The organism is Streptomyces sp. NPDC058758, from assembly GCF_042746075.1.
Lineage (GTDB): Bacteria > Actinomycetota > Actinomycetes > Streptomycetales > Streptomycetaceae > Streptomyces.
In genome coordinates this window covers 13346-27115 of record NZ_JBHYPS010000067.1, presented here as the reverse complement: position 1 = coordinate 27115, position 13770 = coordinate 13346, and the positions used below count along the sequence as shown (strand labels likewise).

The window sequence follows — 13770 nt, the reverse complement described above, 5'->3', positions numbered from 1 at the left end:
GCCGCGGCCCCGGCCGCCGTGACCCCGGCCGCCGTGGCCGCGCCCGCCGTGACCCCGGCCGCCGTGGCCGCGCCCGCTCCGGCGCCGGCACCCGAGCCCGTTCCCGTACCCCTGCCCGTACCGGAGCGGACGGCCGAGCCCGCCACCGAGCCCGCCGAGCCCGGCACCGAGCCCGCCGCGGAGACCGGGGCGCGGACCGGGGCCGTCGCCGGGGCGCCCGCCGCCTCCGGGGTGTCGCGGCGGCTGTTCGTCGCCCGGGTGGTCGGCGGGGCCGCCGCGGCGGCAGCCGCCGGGACGGTGGCGAACGGCGCGTACGGGGTGCTCCGGGGGCCCGGGGTGAAGCGGGTGACCGTGCCGCTGGCCAAGCTGCCCCGGGCCGCGCACGGATACCGGATCGCGGTCGTCTCCGACATCCACCTCGGACCGATCCTCGGCCGCGCCCACGCGCAGCGGATCGTCGACGCGGTCAACGCCACCCAGCCCGATCTGATCGCCGTCGTCGGCGACCTCGTCGACGGCACCGTGGAGAACCTCGGGCCCGCCGCCGAACCCCTCGCGCGGCTGCGCGCCCGGCACGGCTCCTTCTTCGTCACCGGCAACCACGAGTACTTCTCGGGCGCCGACGCCTGGGTCGACCACGTCCGCGAGCTCGGCCTGCGCCCGCTGCGCAACGAGCGGCTGGAGATCGCCGCCGGCTTCGACCTCGCCGGCGTGGACGACGTGGCCGGCGAGAGCGAGGGGCGGGGTCCCGACTTCGCCCGGGCGCTCGGCGACCGCGACCGGTCCCGCGCGGCCGTCCTCCTCGCCCACCAGCCCGTCGTCATCGACGACGCCGTCGCCCACGGGGTCGACCTCCAGCTCTCCGGCCACACCCACGGCGGCCAGCTCTGGCCGGGCAACCTCCTCGCCGAACTGGCCAACCCGACCGTGGCCGGACTGGAGCGGTACGGCGACACCCAGCTCTACGTCTCCCGGGGCGCCGGCGCGTGGGGACCCCCCGTCCGGGTCGGTGCCCCGTCCGACATCACCGTCGTCCAACTCGCCTCGAAACAGGCCTAATCGGAGAGGGTCACTCCCTGCGCCGGGGTCGATACGTGCTGCTCATCGACTTAAATTCGCATTTCCCGGACATATGCATGCCGTGTGAAGGTTTCCTCTTCCCGATGTGAAACCCGTGTGATTGGGTGGCGCAAACGCGACGATTCGGGGGTCGTCGCCCTTTGGGGTTTCTGCACGAAAAAAGGAAGCACGGCAATGCGGTCGACGGTCCGTCTCCGGATCCTCATCACTTGTGGAGTACTGGTGGCCGCGGGGGTGGGGGGCTGGCAACTCCTGCCCTCCGACGAGGGCCGTACCGACCCCGTCCCGGTGGGAACCACCGACGAGGTCACCTCCCTCGACCCGGCCGGCGCGTACGACGCGGGCTCCTGGGCGATGTACAGCAACGTCTACCAGTCGCTGCTCACCTTCAAGCCGGGCTTCACCACCCCGACCCCGGACGCCGCCGAGAGCTGCAAGTTCGTGGGCGACAAGCTCACCACCTACCAGTGCACGCTCCGCGGCGACCTCACCTTCTCCAGCGGGCGCAAGGTGACGGCCGAGGACGTCAAGTACTCCTTCGACCGGATGCTGAAGATCAAGGCGGAGGTCGGTCCCGCGCCGCTCTTCCCCACCCTGAAGAGCGTCACGGCCGACGGCCTCACCGTCACCTTCAACCTGAGCGGCCGGGACGCCACCTTCCCGCTGAAGCTGGCCACCGGCGCCGGCTCGATCGTCGACCGCGAGCGCTACCAGGACGACACCCTCCGCCAGGACCACGCGGTCGACGGCACGGGCCCCTACCTCCTCAAGGAGTACAAGCCGGGCCAGAGCGCCCTCCTGGTGCCCAACCCGAAGTACCGCGGCGCGCTCCCCAAGACCGGGAACCCCGTCCTGGTGAAGTACTACAAGCAGTCCGAGGACCTGGCGAACGCCTGGAAGTCCGGCGACGTCCAGGTGACGCACCGGCAGCTCCCGCCGTCCTTCGTGGAGGGCCTGGACACCAACGGCGGCACGCGGCTGACCGAGGCGGAGAGCGCCGAGATCCGCAACATCGTCTTCAACACCCGGGCCGACTCGCCGATGGGCACCAAGGCGGTGCGCCAGGCGGTCGCGGCCGTCCTCGACCGCCCGGCCATCACCACCGGCGCCTACAAGGGCACGGTCGAGCCGCTGTACTCGCTGATCCCGCAGGGCTTCGTCGGCCACAGCACGGCCTTCTACGACCGCTACCCGGCGCCGGACCAGGCGAAGGCGAAGAAGCTGCTGAAGGACGCCGGCGTGCGGACGCCGGTCGCCTTCACCTTCGGCTACCGCCAGGACGCCACGTACAAGGCGGAGACCGCCGAGATCAAGAAGCAGCTGGAGGCGACCGGGCTCTTCACGGTGAAGGTCGTGGAGGCCGACTGGCAGAACTTCCAGAAGGGCTACACGAGCGGCGCCTACGACGCCTACACCGTCGGCTGGCTCCCCGACTTCCCCGACTCGGACAGCTTCACCGCCCCGCTCGTCGGCACCGGGAACGCCCTCTCCAGCGGCTACTCCAGCAAGACCGTCGACAAGCTGATCGCCGACACCCAGCAGTACAGCGACCGCTCCCGGACCACCCGCGACTTCAAGGTGATCCAGGACGAGGTCTCCAAGGACGTCCCGCTGGTCCCGCTCTGGCAGAAGAACGACTACGTCCTCGCCACCGAGGCCGTCGGCGGCTCGCAGAACCTCTCCGACGGCACCGGCATCTGGCGCCTGTGGGAGCTCTCCTGGATCTGAGCCGCCCGGGCGGTCAGTCCTTCTTCGGGGCGGTCCTGCGGGGCCGCCCCGACGCCGCCATGCCGGCCGCCGTCGGCATGAAGTCCGCGAGCAGCTCGTGGGTCTCCTTGACCAGCGGGCGCAGCACGCGGAAGCGGGACAGCGAGATCGCCCGCGCGGTCACCGGCGACAGCCGCTCCACCAGGCGGCGGCTGTTGGCGGCGCCCTCGGAGCGGTCGTAGACCCAGAAGAGGACGAGCCCCATCTGCTGGAGCCACAGCAGCCGGGGCAGCGCCTCCGACAGCTCGGGGTCGACCTTCACCGAGGCGCCGGAGATCACCCGGCGGTGCACCTCGATCGCCGCCTCGCGCGGCCCCTCCGACTCCGGGGAGAACGGCGAGAGCGGGCTGTCGGGGTCGGCCGCGTTCTTGAAGAACTGGGCCGCGAACTCGTGGTAGGGCTCCGCGATGTCGAGCCAGGCGAGCAGGACGCCCCTGATGCGGGCGACCAGGTCCTTCTCGCCGCCCTCCAGGACCTGCTCGACGGCCGCCTGGTGCTCCTGGGCGATCCGGTCGTAGAAGCCCTGGACCAGGTGCTCCTTGGACGCGAAGTAGTAGTAGGCGTTCCCGACCGAGACCCCGGCCTCCTGGGCGATCGCCCGCATGGTGGTCCTGTCGTAGCCCCGCTCCCGGAAGAGCCGCAGCGCGGTCTCCAGGATGAGCGTCCGGGTCTGCTCGCTCTTCGGGGCCTTCGGGGCGTCCTTGGCCTTCGGGGCGTCCTCGTCCTCCGGAGCCTCCGGAGCCTCCGGGGCCTTCGGGGCCTTCTTCTCTTCCTTCGCGTCCTTCACGGAGCCGAGCCTAGCCGGGCGGACCGGGCACCTCGCAGTGCCCGTCGGCGCAGCCGTCCCGGCCGCCGCCGGGGCCCTTGAGCGCCTCGCGCCACCGCGCGGCGGCGAGCACGGCGGCGCGGGCGAAGGGCTGTCCGGCGGGGGTGGCGAACCAGTGGGCCCGGGGCCGGTGCTCGGCCAGCGCCCAGAGGCAGACGATCCAGGCGGCCGAGGCGGTGTAGACCTGGCCCCGGTCCCCGACCACGGTGATCTCCCGCAGGGTGGCGGCGTGGTCGAGGTCCGGGAAGAGCTCCCGCGCCCGCAGCGAGCCGGCCGGGACGAGGTCGAGCGGGACGAGCTGCCGCTGGCGCAGCAGCCAGTGCCGGAGGTGCACGCAGAGCGGGCAGCCGGCGTCGTACAGCACGGTCAGCCGGGTGACGGGGGTGCCCGGGCGGGCGGCGGCGGTCGTCATGGCGGGCGCCGGGTCAGGCCTGCGGGGCGGGCGGGGCCCAGGGGCCGCTCCCGGGGCCGCCGGTCCAGCCCTGCGGGGCGACCGGCGGGACCTGCTCGCGCTCCAGGGCGCCGCGGCGCCGGATCTTGTTGAGGACGTAGACGTTGCCGAGGTGCATCACGCCGAGGACGAGCAGGACGACGCCGAGCTTGACGGAGAGGGCCTCGAAGAGCTCCCGGGCGTCGGCGACGGTCTCGTCCTGGCGCAGGTAGAGGGCGACGAAGCCGAAGTTGACGAGGTGGAAGCCGACCACCAGGAGGTGGTTGACGGCGTCCGCGAGCTTCTCGTTCCCGTGCAGCACGTCGGCGAGGAAGATCCTGCCGTTGCGGCTGAGGGTGCGGGCGACCCAGATGGTCAGGGCCACGCCGATCAGCAGGTAGACGATGTACGCGATGACGGTGAGGTCCATGCCCCACGCTCCCTTGAACGCGTTCAAATGTTGGCGGTCATGACTGTAGACCCCTTGTTGAACGCGTTCAAGTCCGGGGTGAAAGGTGTGGCCCGCCCGGCCGGGGGCCTCTAGAGTCACGCGGGTGACGCTCTCTCATGACACGGCCGGCACCGGCCCCCAGACCGTCGTCCTGCTGCACTCCGGGGTCTGCGACCGCCGGATGTGGGACGGGCAGTTCCAGGCCCTCGCCGACGCCGGGCACCGGGTCGTCCGCTGCGACCTCCGGGGCTTCGGCGAGACCCCCGTCGACGCCCCGCACCTCCACGCCGACGACGTCCGCGACCTCCTCGACCACCTCGGTGCCGAGCGGGCCGTGCTCGTCGGCTCCTCCTTCGGCGGCGAGGTCGCCCTGGAGTTCGCCGTCCGCCACCCCGACCGCACCGCCGCCCTCGTGCTGCTCTGCGCCGCCGCCCCCGTCGAGCACGAGGCGAGCGGCGAACTCCGCGCCTTCTTCGGACGGGAGAACGCCCTCCTCGAAGCCGGCGACGTCGAGGCCGCCACCGCCCTCAACGTCGCACTGTGGTGCGGCCCCGACGCCGGCCCCGAGGCCCGCGCCCTCGTCCACGCCATGCAGCGCCGCGCCTTCGAACTCCAGCTCGCCGCCCCCGAGGAGCACGGTCCCCGGCCCTCCGGCGTCACCCAGGAGGACCTCGGGGGCATCGCCGTGCCCGTCCTCGTCGTCACCGGCGCCCACGACGTCCCCGACTTCCGCGCCATCGGCGAGAAGACCGCAGCCCTCCTCCCGGACGCCCGCCTCGTCACGCTCGACTGGGCCGGCCACCTGCCGTCCCTGGAACGCCCCGAGGAGACCCTGGCCCTGCTGACGGACCACCTCGCCGGGCTCAGCGCCCCCGCCGCAGCTGCGCGGTGATCGTCGGGTCGGTGATCCGGTCGTCGGCGGCCAGCAGGAAGGCCTTCGACAGGATCACCGACAGCATCCCGCCGTCCTCCTCGAACGGCAGGAACACCTTCCCCGCCTCCCGCGACCGGTCCACCACCACGCACAGGTACGCGTCCGACGGCTCCATCAGCACGTTCCCCGAGCCCAGGTGGATCCGGTACGCCCCCAGCTCCCCCCGCACCCGCAGGAACCGGTCCGTCAGCTCCACCCGGTCCGCGAGACGGGTCCGCGGCAGCAGCCGGGCCAGCGTCTCCCGCCGCACCCGCGCCCCCGCGGCCAGCTCCCCGAAGCCCCAGCTCCGCCAGTAGTCGCCGTGGCCCCGGTCCGCGCCCCGGTCCCGCCACTCCGGGTCCGCCCCCACCGACGCGACCCCCACGAACAGGTCCACGTCCCGCAGCGCCTCCGACAGCACCAGCGCCGGCACCTCCGCCAGCTCCGCCCCCTCCCACGCGCCGCGCGGCCCCGCCGCGCCGGCCCGCCGCTCGAAGCGCACCCGGTCGGTCGAGCAGAGCGCGGCCACCCCGTCCGAGACCGCCCCGGCGTCCACCAGGTCCACGAAGAAGCGGGCCCGCCACCGGGTCCCCTCCGCCGCCGGCAGCTCGCCCGGCGCGGGAAGCTCCTTCACCAGCTCGGAGGAGCCGCCGTCGGAGAAGTACCCCAGGTGCCGCCCCGCCCAGCCCCGGCCCGTCATCAGCGCCCGCGCCTGCCCGTAGCGCAGCACGTGCCCCGCGAAGCGGTTCGAGTACGAGGCGGTCTCCCGCTCGGCCGGCGTCAGCGGGTACACCTCCCGGAACACCTGCTTGAACGGCTGCCGCTCCTCCCGGTCGAGCAGCGCCGCCCGCCACCCGGCGACCTCCTCGTCCCCGGCCCGCAGCGGATGCCACAGCCGCAGCCGGTCGCCCGCCCCGACCGGCCGCGCGGTGCCGTCGGCCGCCGCGAGCACCCAGCCGCCGCCCGCCCGCTCCGGCAGCCCCGCCGTCCACTGTCCGCCGCCGTCCCCGGCCTCCCAGACCAGCGCCCGCGCCACCGCCCCCGTCACCGGAGGGTCCGCGTAGTACCGCTGCCAGTCCGCCGCGGGCCAGGTGGTGCCCGCCGCCAGGTGCTCCTCCAGCCGGGCCCGCTCCTCCGACAGCAGCGCCGACGCCTTCCGCAGCCCGGCCCGCACCTCCTTCAGCTCTTCGGCGCACGCCTCCCGCACCTCCTTCGGCGCGGTCTTCAGGAGCCTCCCCTCCGGGCCCCTGAAGGAGAGCAGCGCCGTGCCCGGCTCCCGTACCGCCAGCTCCGCCGTGTACGCCCCCAGGGCCGTCTCCCGCACCCCGCGCCCGTCGAGCCCGAGGTCCGGCACGGCCCGCTCCCGCAGCATCGACGCGGTCATCCCGGCCCGCGCGGCGACCGTCTCCGCGGCGCGGGCGATCCCCTTGGCCACCGTCCGGTTGACCACCCGCCGCGGCAGCCGCCCCAGCTCGGCGACGGCCGCCTCGGCGCGCCCGGCCGGGCACTCCCCGAGCACCGCGACGGCCGCCGTGGCGAGCGGCTGGCTGCGGCACATCCCCCCGTGCCCGCCGAGCCCCGTCCCCGCGTGCAGCGCCACGGCCCCCACCAGCGGCACCACCCAGTCGTCCGGGAGGCCGAGCGCGGCCCACAACAGGCCGCGGAGGAGCGAGGTGTTGGCGGCGCTCGCCAGGGTCGGGATCCCCATCCCCACGAAGTCCGGATCGCCCACCCGGTGCGCGTCCTGCGCGGTGATCCCCTCGAGCAGCCGCCGCACCACCTCCGCGCCGCGCTCCGCCGCGTCCAGCCGCGAGGCGGCCTCCTTCCGCCAGGACCGGGTGGCGCGCGGCTTGTCGAGCAGCGCGCAGTGCGCCAGGAACGACGCCACCCCGGCGCCCGCCAGCAGCTCCGGGTGCGAGGCCCGCATCGCGGGGCCGTACGCGTCGAACCCGTCCAGGACCTGCCGGGGCAGCAGACCGGGCACGACCCGCACCTCGCGCCGCGCCAGGGCGTTCAGCCGCTCGCGGAGCGGGCCGATCTCGGCCGGGGCGGGGCCGCGCGCGTACTCGCCGAGGCGGCCCAGGGCCCGGACGTGGGTGCGGGAGAAGTCCCCCGCCTGCTCGCAGGCCGCGACCACGAGCGGCACCAGGAGGGTGAACCTCCCCTGGATCTCGTACGCGGAGCGGCCCGCCTCGCCGTCCAGGAGCCGGGACAGCAGCAGGTCCGCCTCGTCGGCCGACCAGCCCAGGTCCCGGCCCGCGAGGGCGGCGAGCGAGGCCGCCACCCCCTTCTCGTCGCTCCTCCGGCACGCGCGCAGGTGCAGGGCCAGCGCGGCCTCCCGCAGCTCCGCCCCCTCCAGCGCGCCCAGCAACTCCCGCAGCGCGTCCGGCCCCTCGGCCGTCGCGCGTGCCACCGTCCCGTCCGCCCCGGCCCCCGGGCCCGTGATCCCCACCATGCCGGACACGGTAGGGCCACCCACCGACAACGCCTCACCGCACCCTGCGCACCCCCGGCACCAGCGCCGTCGCCAGGCAGCAGCCGCCGACCAGGACGGCCGCCGCGACCAGCGGGACCTCCGGCCCCCAGGCGCCGGCGGCGAGCGGCGCCAGCGTGTAGCCGACCGGCATCGCGGCGAGCGAGAGGAGCCAGTCGTACGAGACCACCCGGGCCAGCACCTGCTCGGGCACCGCGCGCTGGACGACCGTGTCCCAGACGGGCGAGAGGAAGCCGAGTCCCGCCTGCGCCAGCCCGTAGGCGCCGATGACGGCCCAGGCGGGCGCCCCGGCGGCGAGCAGCAGCAGCGGCAGCGCGTAGCTCGCCAGGGCCAGGTTGGCGGTGAGGACGGGCCGGGAGGGCTTCAGCCGGTCGGCGAGGAGCGAGCCGGCGAGCAGCCCCACCGCGCCGGTCTGGAGCAGCAGCACCCAGGTGCCCGCGCCGCCCAGCCGGTCGACGGCGATCGCCGGGCCGAGGGTCGTCAGGACGGCCGCGGCGCCGTTCCAGGCGCTGTGCGCGACGAGGCTGGTCCAGTACCAGTCGCGGGACCTGACCTCCCGCCAGCCCTCGCGCAGGTCGGCGACGAAGGACCGGCGGGGGACCGGCACCCGCTCGACCCGGAGCGCGGCGAGGAGAGCGGCGCTGACCGCGAAGGAGGCGGCGTCGAGGACGAAGGCCCAGCCGGGGCCGACGGTGAGGACGAGGGCGCCGGCGAGCGCGGGCCCGGCCACGCGCGTGGCGCCGGCCGCGACCCCCATGGCGGCGTTGGCCCGGTCCAGGACCCCCGGGGCCACGGTCCCCTTCACCAGCGGGGAGGCGGTCGGCACGGCGAAGGCGCCGGCGGCGCCGCCGGCGGCCGAGGCGGCGGCGATCAGCCACAGGGTGGGGCTGCCGCCGAGGAGCTGGACCCCGACGAGGAGCTGGGCGGCGCAGCGGACGAGGTCCATGGCGAGGGCGATGGTCCGGGCGTCGAAGCGGTCGGCGAGTACGCCGCCGACCGGGAGCAGCACCAGTTTCGGCGCCATCGCGCACGCGAGCACGAGCGCGAGCGCCGCGGTGGAGCCGGTGGCCTCCAGGACGGCGAGGGCGAGCGCGGCGGGGATGACGGCGTCGCCGGTGAGCGAGAGCACCCGCCCGGTGAAGAGCAGCCGGAAGGGCCGGGTGCGCAGCGGGTGGCGGAGGGCGGGCGGAGCGGTGGCGGCAGGGGACATGACGGCAGGGTATTTCGGTGCCGAATAATTCGGCAACGAAATATCGATCCGGGGCGGGCCGGCCCCCCGCACGTACGATCACCCCATGAACCAGCCGGACCCCGCAGCGCCCCAGGAGCAGGACTGGACCGACGGCCACGTGGCCCGCTGGCAGCCCGTCCTGCCCGAGCTCGACCCCGTCGTCGAAGGCGCGGTCACCCGGATGAAGAAGCTCTCCGTCCACCTGCGCCGGGTCCGCGAGCAGTCCCTCGTCGACTTCGACCTCGAACGCCACGAGTTCGACACCCTGCACAAGCTGGCCGGCCGCGGCGGCTCGGCCGCCCCCTCCGAACTGGCCCAGGACCTCGACCTGGCCCCCGCCTCGGTCACCGGCCGGCTCGACGCCCTGGAGAAGCGCGGCCTGATCCGGCGCACCCCCTCCACCACCGACCGCCGCCGGGTCGTCGTCGAGCTCACCGACGCCGGCCGCACCACCTGGCTCGGCGCCATGGACGTCCTCGGCCACGAGGAGGAGCGCCTCCTGGGCGTCCTCACCCCCGCCGAGCGCACCCTCCTCAACGACCTGCTCCGCCGCGTCATGCTCGCCGCCGAGGAGGACCCGGCCGCCCCGCACTGGCACTGACCCGCTGTCGGTGCCGGGCCCTACGCTCGGCGCCCATGGGAACAGTCACCTTCGTCGACGAGACGACCCTCGGCGCCCGCACCGCCTCCGCGCCCCTCGCCGTCCCCGAGGAGCGCCTGCCGCTGCGCGAGCTGATCGCCCGCCGGGTCGCCCGGGAGACCGGCCCGGACGGCTCCGAGGCCGCGCTCGCCCGCGCCCTGGACGCCTTCGCCCGGGGCGGCTTCCTGGTCCTGGTCGGCGACCGCCAGATCGAGGACCCGGACGAGACCGTCACGGTCGGCCCGGCCACCGAGGTCGTCTTCCTCAAGCTGGTCCCCCTGGTCGGCGGCTGACGCCCCCGCGGGCGCCGGACACGGGAAGGCCCCGCCTCCCGGAGTGGGGAGGCGGGGCCTTCCGCGGCACTGCGAAGGGGTCAGAAGCGACGCGTGATCAGCGCGCGCTTCACTTCCTGGATCGCCTTGGTGATCTCGATGCCACGCGGGCAGGCGTCCGTGCAGTTGAACGTGGTGCGGCAGCGCCACACGCCGTCCTTGTCGTTCAGGATCTCCAGGCGCTGCTCGCCGCCCTCGTCGCGCGAGTCGAAGATGAAGCGGTGCGCGTTGACGATCGCGGCCGGACCGAAGTACTGGCCGTCGTTCCAGAAGACCGGGCAGGACGACGTGCACGCGGCGCACAGGATGCACTTGGTGGTGTCGTCGAAGCGCTCGCGGTCCTCGGGGGACTGCTTGCGCTCGCGGGTCGGCTCGTTCCCCTTGGTGATGAGGAAGGGCATGACGTCGCGGTACGCCTGGAAGAAGGGCTCCATGTCGACCACGAGGTCCTTCAGCACCGTGAGGCCCTTGATGGGCTCGACGGTGATCGGCTTCTCGGGGTTGATGTCCTTGATCAGCGTCTTGCAGGCGAGCCTGTTCTTGCCGTTGATCCGCATCGCGTCCGAGCCGCAGATGCCGTGCGCGCAGGAGCGGCGGAAGGTCAGCGTGCCGTCCAGGTCCCACTTGATCTTGTGGAGACCGTCGAGCACGCGCTCCTTCGGGTCGATCTCGACCTGGAAGTCCTCCCAGACCACCGCGTCCGAGACCTCGGGGTTGAAGCGGCGGATCCGGAAGGTGACCGTGATGTACGGGGAGGCGGCGGACTCCGCCTCGACCTTGTCCAGAACGGGGGTGGCCATCAGTACTTACGCTCCATCGGCTGGTAGCGGGTCGTGACGACCGGCTTGTAGTCGAGACGCACGGTCTCGGAGCCGTCCTCGCCGACCTCGCGGTACGCCATCGTGTGGCGCATGAAGTTGACGTCGTCGCGGTTCGGGTAGTCCTCGCGGTAGTGACCGCCGCGGGACTCCTTGCGCGCCAGGGCCGAGACGGCCATGACCTCGGCCAGTTCGAGCAGGTTGCCCAGCTCGATGGCCTCCAGGAGGTCGGTGTTGAAGCGCTTGCCCTTGTCCTGGATGGACACGTTCTTGTAGCGCTCGCGCAGCTCGGCGATCTTCTCGACGGCCGTCTTGATGGTCTGCTCCGTGCGGAACACCATCACGTTGGCGTCCATCGTCTCCTGGAGCTCGCGGCGCAGGTCGGCGACCCGCTCGGTGCCCGTGGAGTTGCGCAGGTTCTCGATCTGCGCGACGACCATCGCCTCCGGGTTCTCCGGCAGCTCGACGTAGTCGTGCTTGTGGGAGTACTCGGCGGCGGCGATGCCCGCGCGGCGCCCGAAGACGTTGATGTCGAGCAGCGAGTTGGTGCCGAGGCGGTTGGCGCCGTGCACCGACACGCAGGCGACCTCGCCGGCCGCGTACAGGCCCGGGACGACGGTGGTGTTGTCCGACAGGACCTCACCCTCGACGTTGGTCGGGATGCCGCCCATGGCGTAGTGCGCGGTGGGCTGGATCGGGATCGGGTCCGTGTACGGCTCGATGCCGAGGTACGTACGGGCGAACTCGGTGATGTCCGGGAGCTTGGCGTCGAGCTGCTCCGGCGGGAGGTGCGTCAGGTCCAGGTAGACGTGGTCGCCCTCGGGACCGCAGCCGCGGCCCTCGCGGATCTCCGTGTAGATGGAGCGGGAGACGACGTCACGGGACGCGAGGTCCTTCATGACCGGCGCGTACTTCTCCATGAAGCGCTCGCCGTCCTTGTTGCGGAGGATGCCGCCCTCGCCGCGGGCGCCCTCCGTGAGCAGGATGCCCATGCGCCAGATGCCCGTCGGGTGGAACTGGAAGAACTCCATGTCCTCCAGGGGCAGGCCGCGGCGGTAGCAGGCGGCCTGGCCGTCACCGGTCAGGGTGTGGGCGTTCGACGTCACCTTGAAGAACTTGCCGGTGCCGCCGGAGGCGTAGACGACCGCCTTCGCCTGGAAGATGTGGATCTCGCCGGTGGCCAGCTCGTACGCGACGACGCCGGCGGACTTCTTGACGCCGTCGACCTCGACGATGAGCTGGTCCAGGACGTAGAACTCGTTGAAGAACTCCACGCCCTCCTTGATGCAGTTCTGGTACAGCGTCTGGAGGATCATGTGGCCGGTGCGGTCGCCCGAGTAGCAGGCGCGGCGGACCGGGGCCTCGCCGTGGTTGCGGGAGTGACCGCCGAACCGGCGCTGGTCGATGTCGCCGTTGGGCGTGCGGCCGAACGGCAGGCCCATCTTCTCCAGGTCGAGGACGGCGTCGATGGCCTCCTTCGCCAGGATCTCGGCGGCGTCCTGGTCGACCAGGTAGTCACCGCCCTTGACCGTGTCGAAGGTGTGCCACTCCCAGTTGTCCTCCTCCACGTTCGCCAGCGCGGCGGCCATGCCGCCCTGCGCGGCGCCCGTGTGGGAGCGGGTCGGGTAGAGCTTCGTCAGCACGGCGGTGCGGCTGCGCTTGGTCGCCTCGATGGCGGCGCGCATGCCGGCGCCGCCGGCGCCGACGATGACGGTGTCGTACTTGTGGATCTTCATGGCGTGGTTACCTCAGCCCCGTGCCTAGCGGATGTTCGGGTCGAAGGTGAAGATCACCAGCGTGCCCAGGAGGATGGTGAACACCGTGGCGGTGTACAGCAGGCCCTTGAGCCACAGGCGCGTGTTGGGGCGCTCCGCGTAGTCGTTGATGACGGTACGGAGGCCGTTGGCGCCGTGCAGCATGGCGAGCCACAGCATCAGCAGGTCCCAGACCTGCCAGAACGGGGACGCCCAGCGGCCGGCCACGAAGGCGAAGCCGATCTTGGAGACGCCGCCGTCCAGGAAGAGCTGGATCAGCAGGTGGCCGAGGACGAGGACCACGAGGACGACGCCCGACAGGCGCATGAAGAGCCAGGCGGCCATCTCGAAGTTGCCGCGGGTCGCGCGCGGGGTCTTGCCCGTGCGCTTGCGGGGCGCCTCGATGTACGGGGCGGGGTTGTCCACGTCGTAGACGGCGCCTTCGACGGGGCCGATCGCGGAGGAGGTGTCAGCGACTGAGTTGTTTGCAGACATGGTCTGGCGTCAGCTCCCGAACAGTTCACGTGCGGCGTGGCCGAGGACGGGGTACAGCGAGCCCGCCATCAGCACGACCCAGATGCCCACGACGGTCCAGAGCATCTGCTTCTGGTAGCGCGGGCCCTTGGACCAGAAGTCCACGGCGATGACCCGGAGGCCGTTCAGCGCGTGGAAGAGGATGGCGGCGACCAGGCCGTACTCCAGCAGAGCGACGATCGGCGTCTTGTAGGTCGCGACGACCTCGTCGTACGCCTCGGGGGAGACGCGGACGAGAGCGGTGTCCAGCACGTGTACGAACAGGAAGAAGAAGATGAGGACGCCGGTGACTCGATGAGCCACCCAGGACCACATTCCTTCCCGGCCGCGGTACAGCGTTCCAGCCGGCACGGAAAAACCCTCCGGGAGCGGGGATCAGGGCCGGCCGGCTTCTCTGTCGGTCAGACCCGGCCGGGTACGGTCCACCGGCCCCGGTCATCGTAGCGACGACTCGTCGGTTCGCTCGCGCGGGGTCCTCCAGTGTGATCAAACAGGCACGG

Annotated in this window: 14 protein-coding genes; 5 read left to right on the top strand and 9 right to left on the bottom strand. The window is 73.0% G+C overall.

Features of this window, described 5'->3' with window-relative positions; translation table 11 throughout:
* Together ACFW6A_RS37790 and ACFW6A_RS37785 are read left to right on the top strand one after the other, a co-directional pair.
* Positions 1-1059, top strand: a 1059-nt coding sequence (locus tag ACFW6A_RS37790) for a metallophosphoesterase (RefSeq protein WP_386646394.1), incomplete at its 5' end; no start/stop codon positions are given.
* Positions 1060-1254: 195 nt separating this feature from the next.
* A complete protein-coding gene (locus ACFW6A_RS37785) occupies positions 1255-2808 on the top strand; it encodes an ABC transporter substrate-binding protein (RefSeq protein ID WP_351849819.1) in 1554 nt (517 codons plus the stop codon).
* A gap of 13 nt (positions 2809-2821) precedes the next feature.
* Here ACFW6A_RS37785 and ACFW6A_RS37780 read toward each other — a convergent pair whose 3' ends face one another.
* The 3 genes from ACFW6A_RS37780 to ACFW6A_RS37770 are packed head-to-tail and all read right to left on the bottom strand — an operon-like array spanning position 2822 to position 4533.
* On the bottom strand, positions 2822-3634 hold the full coding sequence (locus ACFW6A_RS37780; protein WP_386646391.1) for a TetR/AcrR family transcriptional regulator: 813 nt from the start codon (positions 3632-3634) through the stop codon (positions 2822-2824).
* 10 nt (positions 3635-3644) lie between these two features.
* On the bottom strand, positions 3645-4085 hold the full coding sequence (locus ACFW6A_RS37775; RefSeq protein ID WP_351849821.1) for a DCC1-like thiol-disulfide oxidoreductase family protein: 441 nt from the start codon (positions 4083-4085) through the stop codon (positions 3645-3647).
* Between the two features lie 13 nt (positions 4086-4098).
* On the bottom strand, positions 4099-4533 hold the full coding sequence (locus ACFW6A_RS37770; RefSeq protein WP_386646388.1) for a hypothetical protein: 435 nt from the start codon (positions 4531-4533) through the stop codon (positions 4099-4101).
* 124 nt (positions 4534-4657) lie between these two features.
* Here ACFW6A_RS37770 and ACFW6A_RS37765 point away from each other — a divergent pair, with 124 nt between their 5' ends.
* Positions 4658-5446, top strand: coding sequence for an alpha/beta fold hydrolase (locus ACFW6A_RS37765; protein WP_386646385.1), 789 nt, complete (start codon positions 4658-4660; stop codon positions 5444-5446).
* Here the strand turns inward: ACFW6A_RS37765 and ACFW6A_RS37760 are convergent.
* Positions 5418-7922 (bottom strand): DUF4132 domain-containing protein, encoded by a 2505-nt coding sequence (locus ACFW6A_RS37760; RefSeq protein ID WP_386646382.1) that lies wholly within the window; start codon positions 7920-7922, stop codon positions 5418-5420. The two genes, ACFW6A_RS37765 and ACFW6A_RS37760, sit on opposite strands and share 29 nt — an antisense overlap.
* A 34-nt stretch (positions 7923-7956) precedes the next feature.
* Entirely contained in the window at positions 7957-9171 is a 1215-nt protein-coding gene (locus ACFW6A_RS37755) for an MFS transporter (protein ID WP_386646379.1), read from the bottom strand.
* Between the two features lie 85 nt (positions 9172-9256).
* Between ACFW6A_RS37755 and ACFW6A_RS37750 the strand changes: the two genes are divergently transcribed.
* Both ACFW6A_RS37750 and ACFW6A_RS37745 read left to right on the top strand, forming a co-directional pair.
* On the top strand, positions 9257-9793 hold the full coding sequence (locus ACFW6A_RS37750; protein WP_351849829.1) for a MarR family transcriptional regulator: 537 nt from the start codon (positions 9257-9259) through the stop codon (positions 9791-9793).
* Positions 9794-9828: 35 nt separating this feature from the next.
* Positions 9829-10125 (top strand): hypothetical protein, encoded by a 297-nt coding sequence (locus ACFW6A_RS37745; protein ID WP_386646376.1) that lies wholly within the window; start codon positions 9829-9831, stop codon positions 10123-10125.
* An 80-nt stretch (positions 10126-10205) separates the two neighbouring features.
* Here the strand turns inward: ACFW6A_RS37745 and ACFW6A_RS37740 are convergent, their stop codons facing one another.
* The 4 genes from ACFW6A_RS37740 to sdhC are packed head-to-tail and all read right to left on the bottom strand — an operon-like array spanning position 10206 to position 13621.
* Positions 10206-10964, bottom strand: coding sequence for a succinate dehydrogenase iron-sulfur subunit (locus tag ACFW6A_RS37740; protein ID WP_351849832.1), 759 nt, complete (start codon positions 10962-10964; stop codon positions 10206-10208).
* A complete protein-coding gene (sdhA, locus tag ACFW6A_RS37735; protein ID WP_351849834.1) occupies positions 10964-12718 on the bottom strand; it encodes a succinate dehydrogenase flavoprotein subunit in 1755 nt (584 codons plus the stop codon). The genes ACFW6A_RS37740 and sdhA overlap by 1 nt, the downstream gene beginning before the upstream one ends.
* A gap of 24 nt (positions 12719-12742) precedes the next feature.
* Positions 12743-13231 (bottom strand): succinate dehydrogenase hydrophobic membrane anchor subunit, encoded by a 489-nt coding sequence (locus ACFW6A_RS37730; RefSeq protein WP_351849836.1) that lies wholly within the window; start codon positions 13229-13231, stop codon positions 12743-12745.
* A 9-nt stretch (positions 13232-13240) separates the two neighbouring features.
* Positions 13241-13621, bottom strand: coding sequence for a succinate dehydrogenase, cytochrome b556 subunit (sdhC, locus tag ACFW6A_RS37725; RefSeq protein ID WP_015035721.1), 381 nt, complete (start codon positions 13619-13621; stop codon positions 13241-13243).
* Positions 13622-13770 lie beyond the last annotated feature (149 nt).

Excerpts from the sequence above, each read along its gene's own strand:
- ACFW6A_RS37785 (WP_351849819.1), top strand. The coding sequence starts at position 1,255 with ATGCGGTCGACGGTCCGTCTCCGGATCCTCATCACTTGTGGAGTACTG.
- ACFW6A_RS37775 (WP_351849821.1), bottom strand. The coding sequence starts at position 4,085 with ATGACGACCGCCGCCGCCCGCCCGGGCACCCCCGTCACCCGGCTGACC.
- ACFW6A_RS37770 (WP_386646388.1), bottom strand. The coding sequence starts at position 4,533 with ATGGACCTCACCGTCATCGCGTACATCGTCTACCTGCTGATCGGCGTG.
- ACFW6A_RS37760 (WP_386646382.1), bottom strand. The coding sequence starts at position 7,922 with ATGGTGGGGATCACGGGCCCGGGGGCCGGGGCGGACGGGACGGTGGCA.
- ACFW6A_RS37755 (WP_386646379.1), bottom strand. The coding sequence starts at position 9,171 with ATGTCCCCTGCCGCCACCGCTCCGCCCGCCCTCCGCCACCCGCTGCGC.
- ACFW6A_RS37750 (WP_351849829.1), top strand. The coding sequence starts at position 9,257 with ATGAACCAGCCGGACCCCGCAGCGCCCCAGGAGCAGGACTGGACCGAC.
- ACFW6A_RS37745 (WP_386646376.1), top strand. The coding sequence starts at position 9,829 with ATGGGAACAGTCACCTTCGTCGACGAGACGACCCTCGGCGCCCGCACC.
- ACFW6A_RS37740 (WP_351849832.1), bottom strand. The coding sequence starts at position 10,964 with ATGGCCACCCCCGTTCTGGACAAGGTCGAGGCGGAGTCCGCCGCCTCC.
- sdhA (WP_351849834.1), bottom strand. The coding sequence starts at position 12,718 with ATGAAGATCCACAAGTACGACACCGTCATCGTCGGCGCCGGCGGCGCC.
- ACFW6A_RS37730 (WP_351849836.1), bottom strand. The coding sequence starts at position 13,231 with ATGTCTGCAAACAACTCAGTCGCTGACACCTCCTCCGCGATCGGCCCC.